We start from the raw sequence: 18,949 nt of genomic DNA on the forward strand, positions 1-18,949 counted from the left end.
TGTCGTCATCGGGAAACGGCGCCCGTCAGTAGTTGTGGCAAGAATCGGCGACCGTGCGGATGGTGTCGCGCAGTTGGGCGTAGCGCGGGTCGTTCTGGGCTTCCTGGACCGCGCCCGGGTTCTGGTCGATGGCCCGCTGGAGTTCGGCGCGGCGCTGCTCGACCGGTTGATCGAACTTGCGCTGCAGCTCGGCCTTCTGCTTCGGGTTCGCGTCGAGCATGGCGGCGAGCTGCGGTGCCTTGTCGTGCAGGGCGGCGTCGACCTGGGCGAACGAACAGTCGGAAGTGAGCAGCGGACCGGCGAGCTCCATCGGGTCGGCGGAGGCGATGGCGGGGCTGAGGAACATGGCGACAGTGGCCAGCCCGCCTGCGGCGAATGCGGCGACAGCGGGACGGCCAACGGAACGCTTCATGGTGTGACTCCAAATATCGAGGGGTACTAGCGCCCTCGACGCTAGGCCGCCGCACTGGCACGCGTGTGAACGCTTCCTAAGGAAACTCTGAGCAGTCGACGCTGCCGAGCCCGGACCCACCACGGAATATCCAGCAGGACAACTGATCTCATCAGCACACGGGTACCGGCTGAGCTGGCCTTACTCGCCGCCGGGCGCCGAGGTCACCGGTGTGGCCGCCGAATCCGGCCCGAATTCGCTCAGCGGCGGGAGATCGCGTGCCGCATGGATCTGCTCCTCCAGCGCCTCGAGCACCGCGGGATCCTCGATGGTGGACGGCACCTCGTACGGATCGCCGGAGGTGATCTGCCGGATCGTCTTGCGCAGGATCTTGCCGGACCTGGTCTTCGGCAGCGCGGTGACGATGACGGCGTCGTGCAGTGTGGCGATCGCGCCGATCTGGCTGCGCACCCGCTCGATCAGCTCGTCCCGCAACTGCGCGGGGTCGACCTCGACCCCCGACTTGAGCACCACATAGGCCAGAGGCCGGTGCCCCTTGAGTTCGTCGGGCAGCCCGATCACCGCGCACTCGGCGACCGCCTCGTGGCCGGCGATGGCCGCTTCGATGCTGCCCGCCGACAAGCGGTGCCCGGCCATATTGATCACATCGTCGCTGCGGCCGAGCACGTAGAGGTAGCCGTCCTCGTCGAAGTACCCGGAGTCGCCGGTGAGGTAGTGGCCGGGGTAGGCGGACAGGTACGAACGCTTGTAGCGCTCGTCGTCGTGCCACAGCCCGGTCAGTGTGCCGGGCGGCAGCGGCAGCCCGATCACGATGTTGCCCTCGGTATTCGGCGGCACCGGGTTGCCCTCGGAGTCGAGCACTCGCAGGCGATACCCGGGCACCGGCACCGACGCCGAACCCGCCTTGATCGGAAGTTGTTGCAGACCGAGCGGATTCGCGCAGATCGGCCAGCCGGTCTCGGTCTGCCACCAGTGGTCCACGACGGGGCAGTCCGTGCGATCGGCGAGCAGGATCTCGTCGGCCCAGGCGTAGGTGGCCGGATCTAGTCGCTCACCCGCGCAGAACAGTGCGCGCAGCGAGGAGAGGTCGTGGCCGTGCGCGAGCGCGGCGTCCGGGTCGGCCTTGCGGATGGCGCGCAGCGCGGTCGGCGCCGTGAACAGCACGCGAACATTGTGTTCGGCGATCACTCGCCAGTACGCGCCCGCATCAGGGGTGCCGATCGGTTTGCCTTCGTACAGCAGCGTGGTCGCGCCGACCAGCAGCGGCGCGTAGACGATGTAGGAGTGCCCGACGACCCAGCCGACGTCGGAGGCCGTCCACATCACCTGGCCGGGGCCTACGTCGTAGATATTGCGCATGGACCAGGCGAGGGCAACCGCGTGTCCGCCGTTGTCCCGCACCACGCCTTTGGGTTTCCCGGTGGTACCCGAGGTGTAGAGGATGTAGAGCGGATCGGTTGCGGCGACCGGGACCGGCTCGGCCAGTGGCGCTCCTCGGACGGCGTCGTCCCAATCGAGCCATTGCGCCGCGATGGTCTGTGACGAACTCGGCAGTGATTCGGTCGCGGCCTGCGGCGCGGGGAAATGGATCGTCGGGAACTGCGGCCGCTGCTTGACGATCACGGTGCGCGGCACGGTGGTCTCGGCGAGATCCAAGGCCTGCAACACAATCGGGGGGTATTCGAGCTGTTTGCCCGGTTCCAGGCCGCCGGATGCTGTGATGATCAACACTGGCTTCGCGTCGTCGATGCGCGCGGCGAGCTCCGGCGCGGCGAAGCCGCCGAACACCACCGAGTGCACCGCGCCGATCCGCGCGCAGGCCAGCATGGCGATGACGGCTTCGGGGATCATCGGCAGGTAGATGACGACGCGATCGCCCGCGACGACGCCGAGCCGGCTCATCGCGCCTGCGAACCTGGCTACCTTTTCCAGCAGCTCCGCGTAGGTGAAAACGCCTCTGGTGCCGGTCATAGCGGAGTCGTATATTAAGGCGGGCTGATTCGCTAGGCCCCCCTCCGCCGCGGCGCCACCGTGCACATGCCGGTCGAGGGCGTTGAAGGAGGTGTTGAGGCGAGCGTCGGTGAACCACCTGGCCACCGGACGAGCGGCCGGGTCCACGATCTGGGTTGGCGGTACCTCCCAATCGATCGCTTCAGCCGCCCCGGCCCAGAACTCGGCGGGGTCGACCAAGCTGGTCTGATAGACCGGTCGGTACTCGTGCCGCACGTTCAAACCCGTGACTCCCTAGCCTCGCCTCGATGCCCGCCTCGATAGATCTGGTTGATTGTGGCAGACTTCACGCGACGCCCGGGTGGGTGTTGTGACCATTGGTTTTGCCTGGAACGGGCAGGTCAAGGATCGCATGCTTACTCGGAGTCACCCAAGAAGTTATTGATCCGTTAGAATCTGATGTCACTTATTTGGGCCGTCGTAGACGCAATTTCTCGGCCAGCCGCAGTTCTCGGCCAGCTCCGCCTGTCGAGCCAGTATGCGTGTGGAGGTTCGCTGATGGCGCGTGGTTGGGGCCAGTTTGGAAAGTGAGTGGGAGATGCGTGAGGCCGCTAGGTCCGGCAGAAGGCGCTGGGCGCTCGGCAACTGGGACCTGCGCTGGAAGGTGACGGCGGTGCTGGCCGTTCCGCTGGCGGTCGCGGTAGGCCTTGGCGTGTCCAGGATTTCATCGGAGTTCACCAACTCGGGTCGGCTCGCCGATGTCGCCGAGAACGTGGGGGCCATCCCCGCGGTCACGGCGCTGAGTGCGCAGACGGCAACGACCGTCGGTTCGCAGATGATCGCCGTCGCGCCGAACGTGTCCGTGGTGACGGATCAGAACCTTGCCGATCTCGACAAGGCGATCGCCAACGCGGAGAAGGCAGCCGACAAGCTCAGTGGTGTCGCCGGTGCCCGCGCGTCGCTGGACAGCATGCTCAACCAGGCAAAAGCCGTTCGCCAGCAAGGCAAAGCGGTGAACACCGGGTCGAGCGAGGATGCCATCGGTCTGATCGACCGGGTACGCAACGACAGTGTGCGGATCGTCGAGACGACGGTCGGCCAGGTCAGCGACACCGCGGTGGATACGGCGAAGCTCCGCCTGGTCGATTCGCTCAACACCCGAGCCACGCTGGTCGGTGAAGTCGCGGCGTTCCCAGGCGTATTGAAGGACCCGAAGGCGGGCACACCGGGCTTCCTCACCGCGGCCAACACCGAGCGCTCGCTGCTCGGCGTGCTGTCGCACCGGTTCTCCGACGGTGACACCTCGATCGCCGATCTCCGTGCGGGCATCGACACTCGGGTGACGCTGCTGAACAGCCCGGAGGCGCAGGCCGGTCGAATTCCGGTCGGCGAGCTGAAGAAGTCGCTGACCGACAGTCTCGCGGTCTACGAACTCGTGGTAACCCGGGCGACCAAGGACATCGACAGCGCGATGAACGCGCTGGTGTCCAGGGCCCAGCGGGATGCGTGGACCTACACCGGCGTCGTCGTCGCGACCATCCTCGCCGCGCTGTTGCTCGCCGTGTTCGTCGCGCGCTCGATGATCGTGCCGCTGCACCGGCTGCGCCTCGCCGCGCTGCGCGTCGCCGAGAGCGACCTGCCGCACGAGGTGGCCCAGCTCCGTAACGGCGCCTCGCCGGAAGAGGTGCCGCTGGAACCGATGCCGGTGCGCAGCACCGAGGAGATCGGCCAGCTGGCCCGTGCCGTCGACGACATCCACGGCCAGGCCCTGCGCCTCGCGAGCGACCAGGCGCAGATGCGTTCTCAGGTCAACGACATGTTCGAGACGCTGGCCCGGCGGTCCAAGTCCCTGGTCGACCATCAGCTCAGCCTGATCGAGGCGATGGAGTACGACGAGAAGGACCCGCGTCTGCTGGAAAACCTGTTCCGGCTGGACCATCTCGCCGCTCGCATGCGCCGTAACGGTGACAACCTGCTGATCCTCGCAGGCACCAGGCAGCGCCGCGCCAAGTCCGCCCCGGTCGAGATCGCCGACGTGCTGCGCGCCGCGATCTCCGAGGTCGAGGACTACGAGCGGGTGAAACTGGGTGCCACACCGCGTGGTTCGCTGGTCGAGCCCGCCGCCTCCGACATGGCGCACCTGTTCGCCGAGCTGCTGGACAACGCGCTGCGCGCCTCCCCGCCGGAGACCGACGTGAAGTTCACCTTCGCGCAGGCGCACGACCAGGGCATGCTCATCGAGGTGGCCGACCGAGGCATCGGTATGCCGCCCAGTGAGATGGCCGACATCAACCGGCGGCTGGAACAGACCGCCGAGCCCGGCCCCGACACCGCCCGGCACATGGGCCTGTTCGTGGTCGGCAGGCTGGCCGAGCGGCACGGTCTCACCGTGCGGCTGCGCCCCACCTTCGACACCGCGCGCGATCCCGGCGTCACGGTGACCGTGCACGTGCCCGGCAATCTGATCGTGGCGGGCAAGCCGATCACGGCCCAGCCGGTCACCCCGTCCCCGCAGGCCCCCGAGCGGCAGCGGCCGACCGCCCCGTCTTCGATGCAGATGCGGGCGATCACCCGGACCCCCGGCGGCAATGTCATGGTTACCGTCGATCCGGGTGTCAGCGGGCCGATTCCGATCACCAACCCCACTGCGAATCCGAGCGGGCCCGTTCCGGCCGGTGGCGGCTTGCCGCAGCGGCAGCCGGGCAACACCATGGCGTCCGGCCTGCAATCGAACGCGCAGCAGGCGAGCCCGACACTGCGACCCGCACCGGGCCAGCAGTCGAGCGGACCGCAGCGCGGCAAGCTCGCCGCGGCGAACCTACCCAAGCGCAACCTCGCTCCCGGCGGTCCGCCGCCGCGGCAGCCGGGTGCCCCGGCCGAGCCGACCGTGACGGGTCTGCCGCCGCGCGACGCGAACTCGGGTGAACTGCCGAAGCGGCAGCCGGGCAACAACGGCGTGCCGCAGCCGAGCATCAGCGGCCTCGCCCAGCCACCCAGCGGCCTGCCGCAGCGTCAGCGTGGCGAGAACGGGATGCCGCAGCGGGATCCCAACGCTGGTGGTGTGCCGCAACGAGATCCGAGCGCCGGTGGATTGCCGCAGCGTGACCCGAGCGCGGGTGGTCTGCCGCAGCGTGATCCGGGTGCCGGTGGTCTGCCGCAGCGTCAGCGTGGCGAGAACGGTCTGCCGCAGCGGGAGTCCGCGTCCGGTGGGTTGCCGCAACGCGACCCGACCGCGGGTGGATTGCCGCAGCGTGATCCCAGCGCAGGTGGTCTGCCGCAGCGTGATCCGACCGCGGGTGGATTGCCCCAGCGTGATCCGGGTGCCGGTGGTCTGCCGCAGCGTCAGCGTGGCGAGAACGGTCTGCCGCAGCGGGAGTCCGCGTCCGGTGGGTTGCCGCAGCGTGATCCGGGTGCCAGTGGTTTGCCGCAGCGGGATTCGAGTCTGCCCCAGCGGGATCCCAGCGCCGGTGGTCTGCCCCAGCGCCACGCGGCGGCGTCGAGCCTGCCGCAGCGGGACGCGACGCCGACCGGGTTGCCACAGCGGCAGCCGGGCAGCCAGGTGCCGCCGAATCTGCCGCAGCGGGAACCGGGTGACGGTCTGCCCCAGCGGGATTCCACGCCGGGACTTGGTCTTTCGCAGCGGGGACGCGGTACGCTGCCCGGCAGCGACGAGCAGCCGAAGGACACCGAAGCAGCCGGCGCCGACCCGGGTAGGCACAGCTACCGGGCCAACCCGTCCAGGACGGCGTCGTTCTTCCAGACCAGGCTCCAGCCCGCGGTCGAAACCGGCGACTCCGTCATGGGCGGAACACCGATTTTCGCGGAAATGATGTCGGCGTGGCTCTCAGACCCGAATATGGACAGGTCCCAAGTGGCCGCGTCCTTCGAGTCACCGGGTGACGAGGGTTGGCAGGCGGCTCGCCGGGCCAGCGAGGCACAATCCGAGACGAGGACGGCGGCTGGGTTGCCGCAACGCAATCCGGGCGGAAGGCTGGTCCCGGGCGCCGTCAACGGTGCGGTGGAACGGGCACCGAGCCGTGATCCAGAAACGATCAGGTCCAGCTTGAGTCGTCATCAGCAGGGCGTCCGGGATGGCCGCGCAATGAGAGCAATGAACTTAACCGGAGATAAAGGAGACCGATGAACCCCGATCTAGGTGGTACGAATCGTCAGCTGGATTGGCTGGTTTCGAACTTCGCCAACGAGGTTCCTGGCGTAGCCCATGCCGTCCTGGTCTCGGCTGACGGCCTACTCATGGCCGCGAGCGCTCAGCTGCCCGTCGACCGTGCCGAGCAGCTCTCGGCCGTCACCGCCGGACTGGCCAGCCTCTCGGTCGGTGTCTCGAACCTGTTCGAGGGCGGCACCGTGCTGCAGTCCGTCGTCGAGATGGAGCACGGCTACCTGCTACTCATGGCGGTCGGCGACGGCTCGTACCTTGCCGTGCTGACCAACACGTCGTGCGACATCGGTCAGGTCGGTTACGAGATGGCGTTGTTGGTCGAGCGGGTTGGCCAGACAGTTCAGGCCACGCCACGCGTCACGATGGGTTCCTGATGGTGGGATGGACATAGAAGATCACCGCTTGGGGAGCGCCGAGCCCAGTCTCGTCCGCCCATACTCGTTGACCGCAGGCCGAACGAGGCCCGCGGTCGAGTTGGCGTTGGAGGCTCTCGTCGCATCGCATCCGGTCGCCCTGGAGCGGCAGTTCGAACTGACCAACATCGAGACGTCAATCGTGGAGTTGTGCAGAGAATCGCCGTCCGTTGCCGAGGTAGCAGCCCGACTTGGTATCCCCATCGGGGTGGCACGCGTGCTGGTCGCCGACCTGATCGAGGCCGGGCATGTACGCGTTTCGGCGACTTTGAAAGACGATTCCAGCGACGATGAACGTCGCGAGCTGATCGAAAGGGTTCTCAGTGGACTCCGGCGTATTTGATTCGACGGCGCAGGTCGACACCCGCACCAGCAAGCCGACGTCGGCGAAGATCGTCGTCGCGGGTGGCTTCGGTGTCGGAAAGACCACGATGGTCGGTGCTGTCTCGGAGATCGTTCCGCTGCGCACCGAGGCATTGGTGACCAATGCCAGTACCGGAATCGACAACTTGACCGGCATTCCGATGAAGTCGACCACCACGGTGGCGATGGACTTCGGCCGGATCAGCCTCGCCGACGATCTGGTGCTGTACCTCTTCGGTACGCCGGGCCAGTACCGATTCTGGTTCATGTGGGACGACCTGATCCGCGGCGCCATCGGCGCCGTGGTGCTCGTCGACACCCGCAGACTGGAGGACAGCTTCGCGGCTGTCGACTACTTCGAAGCGCGCGGCCTACCATTCCTGGTGGCGCTCAACGAATTCGACGACGCGCCGCGGTACCCGATCGAGGACATCCGGCAGGCGCTCGCGGTGCCCGCGGATGTGCCGATCCTGTCCATCGACGCTCGGCGTCGCGAGCCGGCCAAGCAGGCCTTGGTCGCGCTCACCGAGTACGCCCTGCGCAAGGTGATGCAGGGCTACTGACCGTTCGCGCACGGAGCGACTGTTTGCCGGTCGCTCGGAGCGGTCAGCGTCCCGCCCGCCGGTTCGCCGTGTGGATAAGCTCCCTCGGTGAAGATTTCGGCGCGCGAGCTGCTCGGGCAACTGCTCGACACCGACTCGTATGTCAGCTGGGACCGGTCACCGATCACGGTGGCCGCGACCCCGCGGTACCGCGAGACGTTACGCACGGCGGCGGTCGCGGCGGGCACCGATGAATCGGTGCTCACCGGCGAGGGACTGTTGCGCGGCCGCAGAGTGGCCGTAATCGCCTGTGAGTTCGGCTTTTTGGCGGGCTCGATCGGCGTCGCCGCGGCGGAACGGATCGTCTCGGCGGTCGAGCGCGCCACCGAACTCGGGCTGCCCCTGGTCGCTTCGCCGACCTCCGGCGGCACCCGGATGCAGGAGGGCACCGTCGCCTTCGTGCAGATGGTGAAGATCGCCGGTGCGGTCGCCGCGCACAAGAGCGCGGGCCATCCCTATCTGGTCTACCTGCGCAACCCCACCATGGGCGGCGTCTTCGCGTCGTGGGGATCGTTGGGGCACATGACTTTTGCCGAACCCGGCGCGTTGATCGGCTTCCTCGGCCCGCGCGTCTACCAGGCCCTGTATGGCGAGCCCTTTCCCGAGGGCGTGCAGACCGCCGAAAACCTCTACCGCCGCGGTGTTATCGACGGCGCCGTCACGGTACGCATTTTTCGCCGCATCGCGCACCGCGCACTCAGCGTCTTCAGTGGTATCCCGGTGCCGGATTCGACTGTGGGTGAACAAGATCCGATCCCTGTCCGACGGACGGCCGCCGGGCCGGTCTCGGCATGGGAATCCGTGGAGATCTCCCGGCGCCGGGACCGGCCGGGCATTCGTGACTTGCTACGTCATGTGACGCAACGGGTTCCGCTCAGCGGAACCGGGCAGGGTGAGTCCGACCGAACCGTGGTGCACGCGCTGGCGCGCTTGCGCGGCCAGCCGTGCGTGGTGTTCGGCCACGACCGTTCCGGGCAGCAGGATGGATACCCCATGGGTCCCGCCGCACTGCGCGAGGCGCGCCGCAGCATGGCGCTTGCTGAGGAGTTGCGGCTGCCCCTCGTTCTGGTCATCGACACGGTGGGTGCCGCGCTGTCGAAGGAGGCCGAGGAACGCGGATTGGCCCCCGAAATTGCCCGTTGCATCGCGGATTTGGTGACATTGAACACGCCGACCATCTCGGTGCTGCTCGGTCAGGGCACCGGCGGCGGCGCACTGGCCCTGCTGCCCGCCGACCGCGTCCTGGCCGCCACCCACGCCTGGCTGGCCCCGCTGCCACCGGAGGGCGCGAGCGCCATCGTCTACCGCGACACCGAGCACGCCGCCGAACTGGCGCAGTCCCAGCGCATCCGCGCCGCCGACCTGCTGGACGACGGTGTCGTCGACCGCATCGTCCCCGAATTCCCCGACGCCGCCGACGAATCGGTCGACTTCGCCCGCCGCATGGTCGCCGCTATCTCCGATGAGCTCGCCCGGCTGCGCAGCAAACCCGCCGCCGAACTACGCGCGCTCCGCAAGCAGCGTTACCGCAGGCTCGGCTTGCCGGGCACAGTCGACCACCAGGCGGACGGCTAGATCCGCGCCCGCAGCGGCCATCGAGTCATCACCATCACTGTCGGGCGGCACGAAAGTGCAGGTCGAGCGGTAAACCGGGGGCCAACACGCCAAGGGGCAGCGTTGACGGCTCGCCGCCACACTTCTACCGTCGCAGGGTGACCTTCAGAAGCGAGACCTCCGCCGTCCCCTCGATCGTCCTCAACGACGGGAACGTGATCCCGCAACTCGGCTTCGGTGTGTTCCAGGTGCCCGAGGAGGATGTGACCTCGGTTGTCACCACCGCGCTGGAGGTCGGCTACCGCAGTATCGACACCGCGGCGGTCTACGGCAACGAAGAGGGGACCGGTCGCGCGATCCGCGATTTCGGGCTGCCGCGCGACGAAATCTACGTCACCACCAAGGTCTGGAACTCCGAGCAGGGCTTCGACTCGACGCTGCGCGCGTTCGACGCCAGCATGCAGCGGCTGGGCCTGGACTACCTCGACCTGTACCTGATCCACTGGCCGGTGCCCAGGGCCGACCGCTACGTGGACACATTCCGCGCGTTGCAGGCGCTCAAGACCCAGGGCCGGGTCAAGTCGATCGGCGTCTCCAACTTCAACCCCGCGCACCTGGAGCGGGTCATCGGCGAGACCGGTGAGATCCCCGCGGTGAACCAGATCGAGCTACATCCGCGGCTCGCGCAGCGCGAGCTACGCGAGTTCCACGCGGGTCACGCGATCGCCACCGAGGCGTGGAGCCCGCTCGGCCAGGGCACCCTGCTCGACGATCAGACCATCACCTCGGTCGCCGCCGCGGTCGGCCGCACGCCGGCCCAGGTGATCATCCGCTGGCACCTGCAGCTCGGCAATATCGTCATCCCGAAGTCGGTCACCCCGTCCCGGATCGCGGAGAACTTCGACGTGTTCAGCTTCGAACTGTCCCGTGACCAGATGGACGCGATCAACGCGCTGGACACCGGCTCCCGCACCGGCGGCGACCCGGAAACGTTCAACGCGGGCCTGGACGACTGAGGGTCACCCCGCGTTCAAATATCGGGTGAGCTCCGTGGCCGCCGCGCGCCCGGCGCGGTTCGCGCCGATGGTGCTCGCGGACGGTCCGTAACCGATCAGGTGGATGCGCGGATCCGCGGCCACCTGGGTGGCGAGTCGCCCGGTCATGGTGATGCCACCGCCGGGCCCGCGTAGGCGCAGCGGCGCCAAATGGTCCAGTGCGCTGCGGAATCCGGTGGCCCACAGGATCACCTCCGCGTGCTGGAACGAACCGTCGGCCCAGCGCACCCCGTCCGGCTCGATGTGGTCGAACATCGGCAGCCGGTGCAGCGCGCCGCGTGCCTTGGCGGCCCGCAGGCGATCGTCGAGCCGCAGCCCGGTCACCGAGACCACCGACCCGGGCGGCAAACCCCGGCGCACCCGGTCTTCCACCTTGGCCACCGCCGCGCGTCCGTCCTCCGGTCCGAACGAGTCGTCGCGGAAGATCGGTTCGGTTCTCGTCACCCAGGTGGTGGCGGTGACCTGGGAGATCTCGTCGAGCAACTGCACCGCCGAGACACCGCCGCCGACCACCACCACATGCTTGCCCGCGAACTCCGCCGCGGTGCGGTAGTCGTGGGTGTGCAGCTGCCGTCCGGCGAAGGTCTCCGCGCCGCGATAGCGGGGGATGAAGGGGTGTTCCCAGGTGCCGGTCCCGTTGATCAGGCCGCGCACCCGGATCGTGCCCGCCGCGTCGGTCTCGGCATTGAGGATCGGCCCGTGCTCGGCGGGGCTACCGTCCTCGGTCCGATCGCAGACCACGGTGACCGACACCTGCCTGCGCACCCGCAGGTCGAATCGCTTCTCGTATAGCTCGTAGTAGTGCGGCACCGCGGTCGCCGCGGGCGCCGATTCCGAGCCCGGTGGCAATGTTTCCGCGAACGACATGCCCGGGAGGTCGTGCACCCGATTGACGGTGGTCAGGGTGAGCGAGGGCCAGCGGAACTGCCAGGCCCCGCCGGGGCCGGGTGCATGGTCCACGATGAGAAAGTCCTGTTCGGGGCGTAGCCCGAGGCGCTGGAGGTGATACCCGGCCGACAGTCCGGCCTGACCAGCGCCGATCACCAGGATTTCGAAGTCTGTCGGCACAGCCGGAGATCGTATCCGCTTGAGCGGTCTGCGCCGTCGGCTGTGGCAAAGTGAATGTAACCAGACGGAGCGCTCAGTTGGGGAGGTCGCATGCTCGGAGTTAGCCGAGACGGTGACGTAGTGACCATCGAACTTCAGCGGGAGGAGCGGCGCAACGCGCTCAACCTCGAGCTCATCACGCTGCTGCGCGAAGCCGTCATCGCCGCTGTCGCGGACGGCGCACGGGTGATCGTGGTAACCGGCCGCGGCCCCATCTTCTGTGCGGGCGCGGATCTGTCCGGTGTCTACTCCGAGGAGTTCCTGGCCGGGCTGATGGAGATGCTGCACACCGTCGAGTCCGTGCCGGTGCCGGTGATCTCGGCGATCAACGGCGGTGCGCTCGGCGCGGGCGTGCAGCTGGCCATCGCCTCGGATCTGCGGGTGATCGCGCCGGACGCCTACATCGCGATTCCCGCGGCCAAGCTGGGCATCTCGGTCGACCGGTGGACGATGCGCAGGCTGGTCTCGCTGATCGGCGGTGGCCCGGCCCGGACAATTCTGATCGGCGCGGAGTCGGTGACGGCGGCCGACGCCTACACCTTCGGCTTCGCCAACCGGCTCGGCACACTGGCCGACGCACAGGCCTGGGCCAAGCAGATCGCCGAGCTCGCCCCGCTGTCGCTGCGGCACATGAAGCTGGTGCTCAACGACGACGGCACCCGCGAGCCGGAGACCGCGCAGCAGCGCGACGCGCTCGAGGCGGCGTGGTCCAGCGCCGACGCGCAGGAGGGCAGGCTGGCCAGACAAGAGAAGCGCGCCGCGAAATTCATGGGGCGATGATGAACATTCGAAGCATCGCCGGTGCCGCGGCGGGCGCGCTCGGCCTCACCTGGGTGGTCCGGGCGGCGTGGGGCATCCCGTCCGCGATGGGCGCCTCGATCTCGGCCATCCAGCCGTACGCGGCGGGCGCGACCACCTACCGCGACCGCCAGTTCCACAACACCGAGCCGAGTAGTCAGCTGGCCGCGGGATCGGCGCCGTCGCTGTTGGTTTCGGCGTTCACCAAGCGCAATGTGGGCCGTCCGACCGGGGTGATCCCGCTGCAGACGCCGCAGCTGCCGGAGTCGGCGGCCGACCTGGCCGTCACCTGGTACGGCCACGCCACCGCGCTCATCGAGATCGACGGCTACCGGGTGCTCACCGATCCGGTGTGGAGCGAACGGGTTTCGCCGTCCGCGCTGGTCGGGCCGACCCGGATGCATCCGGTGCCGACGCCGCTGGCGGAGCTGCCCGCCGTCGACGCGGTGCTCATCTCGCACGACCACTACGACCATCTGGACAAGGACACCGTCCGCGAGCTCGTGCTGCGCCAAACCGCGCCGTTCCTGGTGCCGATCGGTATCGGCGCACACCTGCGGCACTGGGGTGTGCCGGAGCACCGGATCATCGAATTGGATTGGGGCGGTTCGGTTTCGCTGTCCGCGCTGGGCCGGGCCGACGAAGGTTCCGATCTGGTGCTCACCTGTACCGAGGCGCGGCACTTCTCCGGTCGCGGGCTGATCCGCAACACCACCCTGTGGGCGTCCTGGTCGATCGTCGGGCCGACCAGGCGGGCGTACTTCGGCGGCGACACCGGCTACACCAAGGCGTTCGCGGAAGCCGGTGCGGCCCTTGGCCCGTTCGATCTGACGCTGCTGCCGATCGGCGCCTACGACGAGCGGTGGCGCGACGTGCACATGAATCCGGAGGAGGCGGTGCGCGCGCACGCCGATCTGTGCGCGGGCGACGCAGGCCATGGCCTGCTGGTGCCGATCCACTGGGCCACCTTCAATCTGGCGTTTCATGGGTGGTCCGAGCCGGTACGGCGGATGGTGACGGCGGCCGAGGCGGCGGGCACCGCGATCGCGATTCCGATGCCCGGGCAGCGGGTCGACCCCGGTGGTGTACCAGTACGGGATTCATGGTGGGAAGATGTGGGTTGACATCCTGCTAGTGGGCTAGAGGAAGGATCGGAAAGCTATGAGCTTGGTAGATACTTTGAAGGGCCTCGTCGGCAAGGGCAAGGACGCGGCGGCCAAGAACGCGGACAAGATCAACGACGCCATCGACAAGGGTGGCGACTTCATCGACCAGAAGACCCAGGGCAAGTACTCGGACAAGATCGCGAAGGGTAAGGAGGCCGCCAAGAAGGTGGTCCCGCCGGAGGATCAGCCGGGTGCGCCGGGTCAGCCGGGCGGTGCGGGCGCGCCGGGCACCACCCCGGATCAGCCCGGCACCCCGGATCAGCCGGGCACGCAGGTCTGACGAGCGGCGGGGGCCCGCTTTTTGTCGGTCCCCGCCTCTAAAATCGTTCTCATGGCGTCCCGCCGGCGATTCGGGGGTATCGAGGTTGAACTCAGCAACCTCGACAAAGTGCTGTATCCGGCCACCGGCACCACCAAAGGCGAAGTCATCGCCTACTATTCGGCGATCGCGCCTGCGATGCTGCCGCATATCGCCGGTCGTCCGGTCACCAGGAAGCGCTGGCCCAACGGGGTCGACGAGCCTTCCTTTTTCGAGAAGAATCTTCCCGCGCACGCGCCGTCGTGGATCGAACGGCATACCATCCAGCATTCCGACCGCAAGGTCACCTATCCGCTGATCGACTCCGAGGCCGGGCTGGCCTGGCTCGGGCAGCAGGCGGCGCTGGAATTGCATGTACAGCAATGGCGTTTCGACGGCGACTCGGTCGGGCCGGCGACCCGCATCGTCTTCGATCTCGATCCGGGTCCCGATATGGAGCTGGCGGATTGCGCTCGGGTGGCGCTCGCGGTGCGCGACATGATCGAGGACATCGGCCTGCGCGCGTTCCCGGTCACCAGTGGTAGCAAGGGAATTCACATCTACGTCCCGTTGGATCGCGAGGTGAGTTCGAGCGGCGCGTCCACGGTGGCCAAACAGGTGGCCACGAATCTCGAACGGCTGCATCCGGATCTGGTCACCGCGACGATGGCGAAGGCGGCCCGCGGCGGCAAGATCTTCCTCGACTGGAGCCAGAACAACGCCGCCAAGACCACGATCGCGCCGTACTCCATGCGCGGCCGCGCGGAGCCCACCGCGGCGGCCCCACGCACCTGGAAAGAAATCGAGCACCGGAAGAAGCTGCGGCACTTGCGCTTCGACGAGGTCCTCGCGCGCTGGCAGGCCGACGGCGACCTGCTCGCCGAGCTCGATCCGCCACTGCCGCAGGGCAATACCGCGTCGCCGGAGTCCGGTGCCGACGCGCTGGCCAAGTATCGGTCGATGCGCGACCCGGCGCGAACTCCCGAGCCGGTGCCCGCCGAGCGGCCGGAACCGGGCGAGGGTAACCGCTACGTCGTGCAGGAACATCATGCGCGGCGGCTGCATTGGGATGTGCGGCTCGAACGCGGCGGCGTGCTGGTGTCCTGGGCGGTACCGAAGGGCCCGCCGACCACCTCGGATCAGAACCGGCTCGCCGTGCACACCGAGGACCATCCGCTGGAGTACCTGGACTTCCACGGCGCCATCCCGAAGGGGCAGTACGGCGCCGGCGAGATGACGATCTGGGATTCCGGCACCTACGAGACCGAGAAGTGGCGCGACGACGAGGTGATCGTCCGATTCCACGGTGAGCGGCTCAACGGGCGCTACGCGCTCATCCAGACCAACGGCAACCAGTGGCTGATGCATCTGATGCGCGAGCAGCATCCCGACGGTGCCGATCCGAGCGACAAGGCTGCGAGCAGTCTCGGCGAAGAGCCCGCCAAGCCGGCCGGCCGCATCATCCGGGTGTCGAGCGGGCCCTCGCCCTTCCCGAGAGGGTTGGCGCCGATGCTGGCGACCCCCGGTGACGTCGCCGATCTCACCGCCGACGAGTGGTGCTTCGAGACCAAGTGGGACGGCTTCCGGCTGATCGCTGAAATCGAGTCCGGCGCAGTCACGTTGCGCAGCAGGCACGGCATCGTGGTGAACAACCGCTACCCGGGGATGGCGGTGCTCGGCGAAGAGCTGGCCGGGCACAGTGTGGTCCTGGACGGCGAGGCGGTGGTCTTCGACGACCACGGGGTGGCCAATCTCGGCCTGCTCCAAGCGGATGCGGCGCGGGCCGTGTTCGTCGGCTTCGACGTGCTGTATCTGGACGGCACTTCGCTTGTCCGCAAACGGTATTCGGATCGGCGCCGGGTGCTGGAGGCGCTCGCCGGTACCGCGCCCTCGCTGCTCGTGCCGCCGCGGCTGGACGGTTCCGGGGCCGACGCGGTGCGCTACAGCCAGGACCAAGGCATGGAAGGCGTGGTCGCCAAGCGCAAGGACTCGGTGTACCTGCCCGGCAAGCGCGGTCACTCCTGGGTGAAGCAGCGCAATTGGCGCACCCAGGAGGTGGTCATCGGCGGCTGGCGGCGCAGCGACGCGCGGGACTTCAAGTCGCTGCTCGTCGGCATCCCGTACGAGGGCAGGCTGATCTACGTCGGCCGGGTCGGCACCGGATTCAACGACACCGACATGCGGGAGCTGGCCAACCGCCTGAGCCCGTCGGAGCGGAAGACCAGCCCGTTCGACAACGACCTGACCGCCGAGGAGCGCAAGGAAGCGGTCTGGGTGACCCCGAAAATCCATGGCACGGTGCGCTTCATGAACTGGACCGAGACCGGCCGGTTGTGGCATCCGGCGTGGTTGGGCGCCACGGACTGACGTGTATCGGCGCGTACTCCCGTCGGCAGCGCCCATTACAGTGATCCGCTGGTGGACCCATCTCGAACGAGGAGTGCGTAGTGGACTTCAAGAACCTGGCGAACAAGGCTGTCGACCTGGCCCAGCAGCACGCGGACAAGGTGGAAACCGTCATCGACAAGGCGGGCGACCTGGTCGATCAGAAGACCGGCGGCAAGTACGCGGGCCAGGTCGACTCCGCCCAGGAAGCCGCCAAGAAGGCCCTGCGCGAGCAGAAGTGACCCGGCTCGCCTGCGCCTGAGGCACTTTCGACACGCAGGACCGGCCGCGCCGGACATTCGCGGCGGTGGGTCTGACCATGGGTTGACCGTTGCCGGGGGTCCGGAACGGTCAGTACCGTGAATGGCCTCGAGGCCCGAGTGCGTCGGCGCGGACCCGTATCCGGCGCACGGCGTCGTGGCCGCACCGGACAGGGGAGGTCCCCATGCGCAGCAGCCATGAACCGGCCGAAGCCGGTGTGCCCGCGCTATCGATACTGGTCGGCCGAGTATTTCGTTCCGGCAACAAGTTAGGGGTGTCGGGGAAACGTCGTGCGAGTGCCGAACGGTTCGGCCACGCGCAAGGTAGGTTGCCTGCCATGGCGACTCCGCATGGAATCGGTAGGGGGACTTCACTCCTCAGCACAACGGACTTCGGTCCGCCGGCTCTGGGCCTGGTCAGGAGAGTGGCTCGGGTCGGCTCGTCGGCGATCATCCTGTCGGTGCTGGCGCTGGCTTCGACGTTGATCATGGCGCCGGGCAGCGCGCGGGCACAGGTGCTGCCGCCCGACGCGGACCCGTTCTACGCGGCGCCCGCCGACCTCGCCGCCTACCCCGAGGGCGCGATCGTGGAGTCGCGCCAGAGTGCGCTGTTCGGTCTGCCGTTACCGATTTCGACGTGGCAGGTGAAATACCGGAGCACCGACGCGGGCGGTAGCCCGGTGGCCGACGTGGCCACCGTCATGGTGCCGATGCTGCCGTGGCTCGGCCCGGGCCCCCGCCCGCTGCTGTCCTATCAGATCGCCGAAGACAGCCTCGGCACCCGATGCGCGCCCTCCTACGCGCTGCGCGGCGGCGGCGACCCCGGCGGTGCGCAGGCATTGATCGACACCCCGTTCATGGCGGACGCGCTTCGCCGCGGTTGGGCCGTGGTGACCAGCGACTACGAGGGTCCGCAGTCCCGGTTCCTCGACGGCGTCAACTCCGGGCGCGGCGTGCTGGACGGTATTCGGGCCGCCCGCGCCCTGCCCGCCGCGGGGCTCGGACCGGCGACTCCCGTTACCGCGTGGGGTTATTCGGGCGGCGCCTTCGCGACCCTGTGGGCCGCCCAGATGCAGCCGCACTACGCGCCGGACGTGCGATTCGCCGGTATCGCCGCGGGTGGCGTCCCGTCGAATTGGCCCGCCATCGCCCAGCATGTGGACGGCACCATGCAGGCGGGTCTGGCCATGCTCATCGTGATCGCGGCGGTCCGGGACAATCCGAACGCGGGCCTGAGGGAGCTGCTCAACGACCGTGGCCGCGCGATGATCGCCGCCGACGGTGCCGCCTGCGGCCCCGACCTGGTGGCGAAATACATGAACGCGCGCGTCGACGACTACGCCGCGGTGCCGAACCTGCTGGCGCACCCCGCATTCCGCGCGGCGACCGACCCGCACGAACTCGGCAACCCGGCGCCGACGGTCCCGATGTACCTGTACCACAGCACCACTGACGATGTGGTCCCCGTGGCGGGCTTCACCGACATCCTCGGCCGCTACTGCGCCCAGGGCGCGACGGTCACCTCCGTGCATTCCGCGTTGCCCGGCCACAACCCGGCCGCGGTCGGCGAGGCGCTCGGCGCGATGTCCTATCTCGCGGACCGGGTGGCGGGTGTGCCGGTCGCGCCCGGCTGCCGCGCGAGGTAGCGCAGTCCGGGACCAAGTCCCTTGTCACGCAGACAATGACGCGGCCCGCACCGAATCGTCGAGGATTCGGTGCGGGCCGCGCTCGGTCGATCCGGGTCAGTTCTTGCCGCGACCGGTGTCGTCCATCCACTTCGTGGTCCCCGGCGGCGCGGCGAGGGTGTTGATCAGGTCGATGCCCGCGACGATCAGCGTGGGACCGCCCGCCACGATGGTGCCGATGACCCCGCCGATGGCCGCGCCCGCCAGCACGCTGGCGATCACCGTCGGCCCGCCGAGGATGCCGGTCAGCCCGACCACGGCACCGATCACGGTGCCGATGAAACCGCCGACCGCGGTGGCGATGCCGAACTGGGTCAGGAAGGCGTCCTGGGCGCGCTGGTTCTCGAACGGCGAGGCGATCGGGGTCGCCGCCGGCCGCGCCTGGGTGAGGTCCTTGACCACGGTCAGTTCCAGCACGCGGCCCGCGTCGCGCACCGCGTGCGGGAGCGGGAATTCCAGACCGTCCTGCCGGAACGCCAGCGGCATGGTGACCACCGTGTTCCCGGCCTGGTCCTTGATGTCGACGACATTGCCCGCCAGCTCGAAAGATCCGCCGGTGAGCGTGGTGATGATCGTGTCGCCCACCAGCTGTGCCGAGTAACCGATCTCAGGAGTCGGCGCGGCGGTGGGCTGCGCATGGGCGGTGCCCGCGCCGACCGCGACCGCGGCGACGAGAGGCACTGCGGCCGCGGTGATCTTGCGGAAAATCATTCGGGTGTTC

Annotated in this window: 16 protein-coding genes; 12 read left to right on the plus strand and 4 right to left on the minus strand. The window is 68.5% G+C overall.

Going from position 1 to position 18,949, the window contains the following annotated elements:
• Positions 1-25 precede the first annotated feature (25 nt).
• Positions 26-412 (minus strand): hemophore-related protein, encoded by a 387-nt coding sequence (locus DMB37_RS24590; RefSeq protein ID WP_107654059.1) that lies wholly within the window; start codon positions 410-412, stop codon positions 26-28.
• Positions 413-592: 180 nt separating this feature from the next.
• Positions 593-2,644 (minus strand): AMP-binding protein, encoded by a 2,052-nt coding sequence (locus DMB37_RS24595; protein ID WP_240771642.1) that lies wholly within the window; start codon positions 2,642-2,644, stop codon positions 593-595.
• A gap of 316 nt (positions 2,645-2,960) precedes the next feature.
• Between DMB37_RS24595 and DMB37_RS24600 the strand changes: the two genes are divergently transcribed.
• The 6 genes from DMB37_RS24600 to DMB37_RS24625 all read left to right on the plus strand — a co-directional run bounded on the left by DMB37_RS24600 (position 2,961) and on the right by DMB37_RS24625 (position 10,490).
• Positions 2,961-6,506: a sensor histidine kinase gene (locus tag DMB37_RS24600; protein ID WP_167768925.1), complete on the plus strand. Its 3,546-nt coding sequence runs from the start codon at positions 2,961-2,963 to the stop codon at positions 6,504-6,506.
• Positions 6,503-6,916, plus strand: coding sequence for a roadblock/LC7 domain-containing protein (locus DMB37_RS24605; protein WP_011207200.1), 414 nt, complete (start codon positions 6,503-6,505; stop codon positions 6,914-6,916). The genes DMB37_RS24600 and DMB37_RS24605 overlap by 4 nt, the downstream gene beginning before the upstream one ends.
• Positions 6,917-6,923: 7 nt before the next feature.
• Positions 6,924-7,298 (plus strand): DUF742 domain-containing protein, encoded by a 375-nt coding sequence (locus DMB37_RS24610; RefSeq protein ID WP_040731099.1) that lies wholly within the window; start codon positions 6,924-6,926, stop codon positions 7,296-7,298.
• On the plus strand, positions 7,279-7,881 hold the full coding sequence (locus tag DMB37_RS24615) for an ATP/GTP-binding protein (protein ID WP_014981574.1): 603 nt from the start codon (positions 7,279-7,281) through the stop codon (positions 7,879-7,881). The genes DMB37_RS24610 and DMB37_RS24615 overlap by 20 nt, the downstream gene beginning before the upstream one ends.
• An 87-nt stretch (positions 7,882-7,968) precedes the next feature.
• Positions 7,969-9,495, plus strand: a complete 1,527-nt coding sequence (locus DMB37_RS24620; protein ID WP_135234702.1) for a carboxyl transferase domain-containing protein — start codon at positions 7,969-7,971, stop codon at positions 9,493-9,495.
• Positions 9,496-9,632: 137 nt separating this feature from the next.
• A complete protein-coding gene (locus DMB37_RS24625) occupies positions 9,633-10,490 on the plus strand; it encodes an aldo/keto reductase (RefSeq protein ID WP_135234703.1) in 858 nt (285 codons plus the stop codon).
• Positions 10,491-10,493: 3 nt separating this feature from the next.
• Here the strand turns inward: DMB37_RS24625 and DMB37_RS24630 are convergent, their stop codons facing one another.
• Complete coding sequence (locus tag DMB37_RS24630) at positions 10,494-11,597, minus strand: NAD(P)-binding domain-containing protein (protein ID WP_135234704.1); 1,104 nt, start codon at positions 11,595-11,597, stop codon at positions 10,494-10,496.
• A gap of 90 nt (positions 11,598-11,687) precedes the next feature.
• Here DMB37_RS24630 and DMB37_RS24635 point away from each other — a divergent pair, with 90 nt between their 5' ends.
• From DMB37_RS24635 to DMB37_RS24660, 6 genes are all read left to right on the plus strand, one after another.
• Positions 11,688-12,416 (plus strand): enoyl-CoA hydratase, encoded by a 729-nt coding sequence (locus DMB37_RS24635; RefSeq protein WP_135234705.1) that lies wholly within the window; start codon positions 11,688-11,690, stop codon positions 12,414-12,416.
• Complete coding sequence (locus tag DMB37_RS24640; protein WP_135237807.1) at positions 12,416-13,558, plus strand: MBL fold metallo-hydrolase; 1,143 nt, start codon at positions 12,416-12,418, stop codon at positions 13,556-13,558. Before DMB37_RS24635 ends, DMB37_RS24640 begins: the two co-directional genes overlap by 1 nt.
• Positions 13,559-13,595: 37 nt before the next feature.
• Positions 13,596-13,880 carry an antitoxin gene (locus DMB37_RS24645; protein WP_135234706.1) on the plus strand — a complete coding sequence of 95 codons (285 nt, stop codon included), beginning with the start codon at positions 13,596-13,598 and terminating at the stop codon, positions 13,878-13,880.
• 51 nt (positions 13,881-13,931) lie between these two features.
• Positions 13,932-16,265, plus strand: a complete 2,334-nt coding sequence (locus tag DMB37_RS24650) for an ATP-dependent DNA ligase (protein ID WP_135234707.1) — start codon at positions 13,932-13,934, stop codon at positions 16,263-16,265.
• Positions 16,266-16,345: 80 nt separating this feature from the next.
• Positions 16,346-16,525 carry an antitoxin gene (locus DMB37_RS24655; RefSeq protein ID WP_107654067.1) on the plus strand — a complete coding sequence of 60 codons (180 nt, stop codon included), beginning with the start codon at positions 16,346-16,348 and terminating at the stop codon, positions 16,523-16,525.
• A 443-nt stretch (positions 16,526-16,968) separates the two neighbouring features.
• The gene (locus DMB37_RS24660) at positions 16,969-18,189 is read left to right on the plus strand and encodes a lipase family protein (RefSeq protein WP_167768926.1); all 1,221 of its coding nucleotides are present in this window, start codon (positions 16,969-16,971) and stop codon (positions 18,187-18,189) included.
• A gap of 96 nt (positions 18,190-18,285) precedes the next feature.
• Here the strand turns inward: DMB37_RS24660 and DMB37_RS24665 are convergent, their stop codons facing one another.
• A complete protein-coding gene (locus DMB37_RS24665; protein ID WP_135234709.1) occupies positions 18,286-18,939 on the minus strand; it encodes an ammonium transporter in 654 nt (217 codons plus the stop codon).
• Between the last annotated feature and the right edge of the window lie 10 nt (positions 18,940-18,949).

It is taken from the genome of Nocardia sp. CS682 (assembly GCF_004634405.1).
Taxonomy (GTDB): domain Bacteria; phylum Actinomycetota; class Actinomycetes; order Mycobacteriales; family Mycobacteriaceae; genus Nocardia; species Nocardia ninae.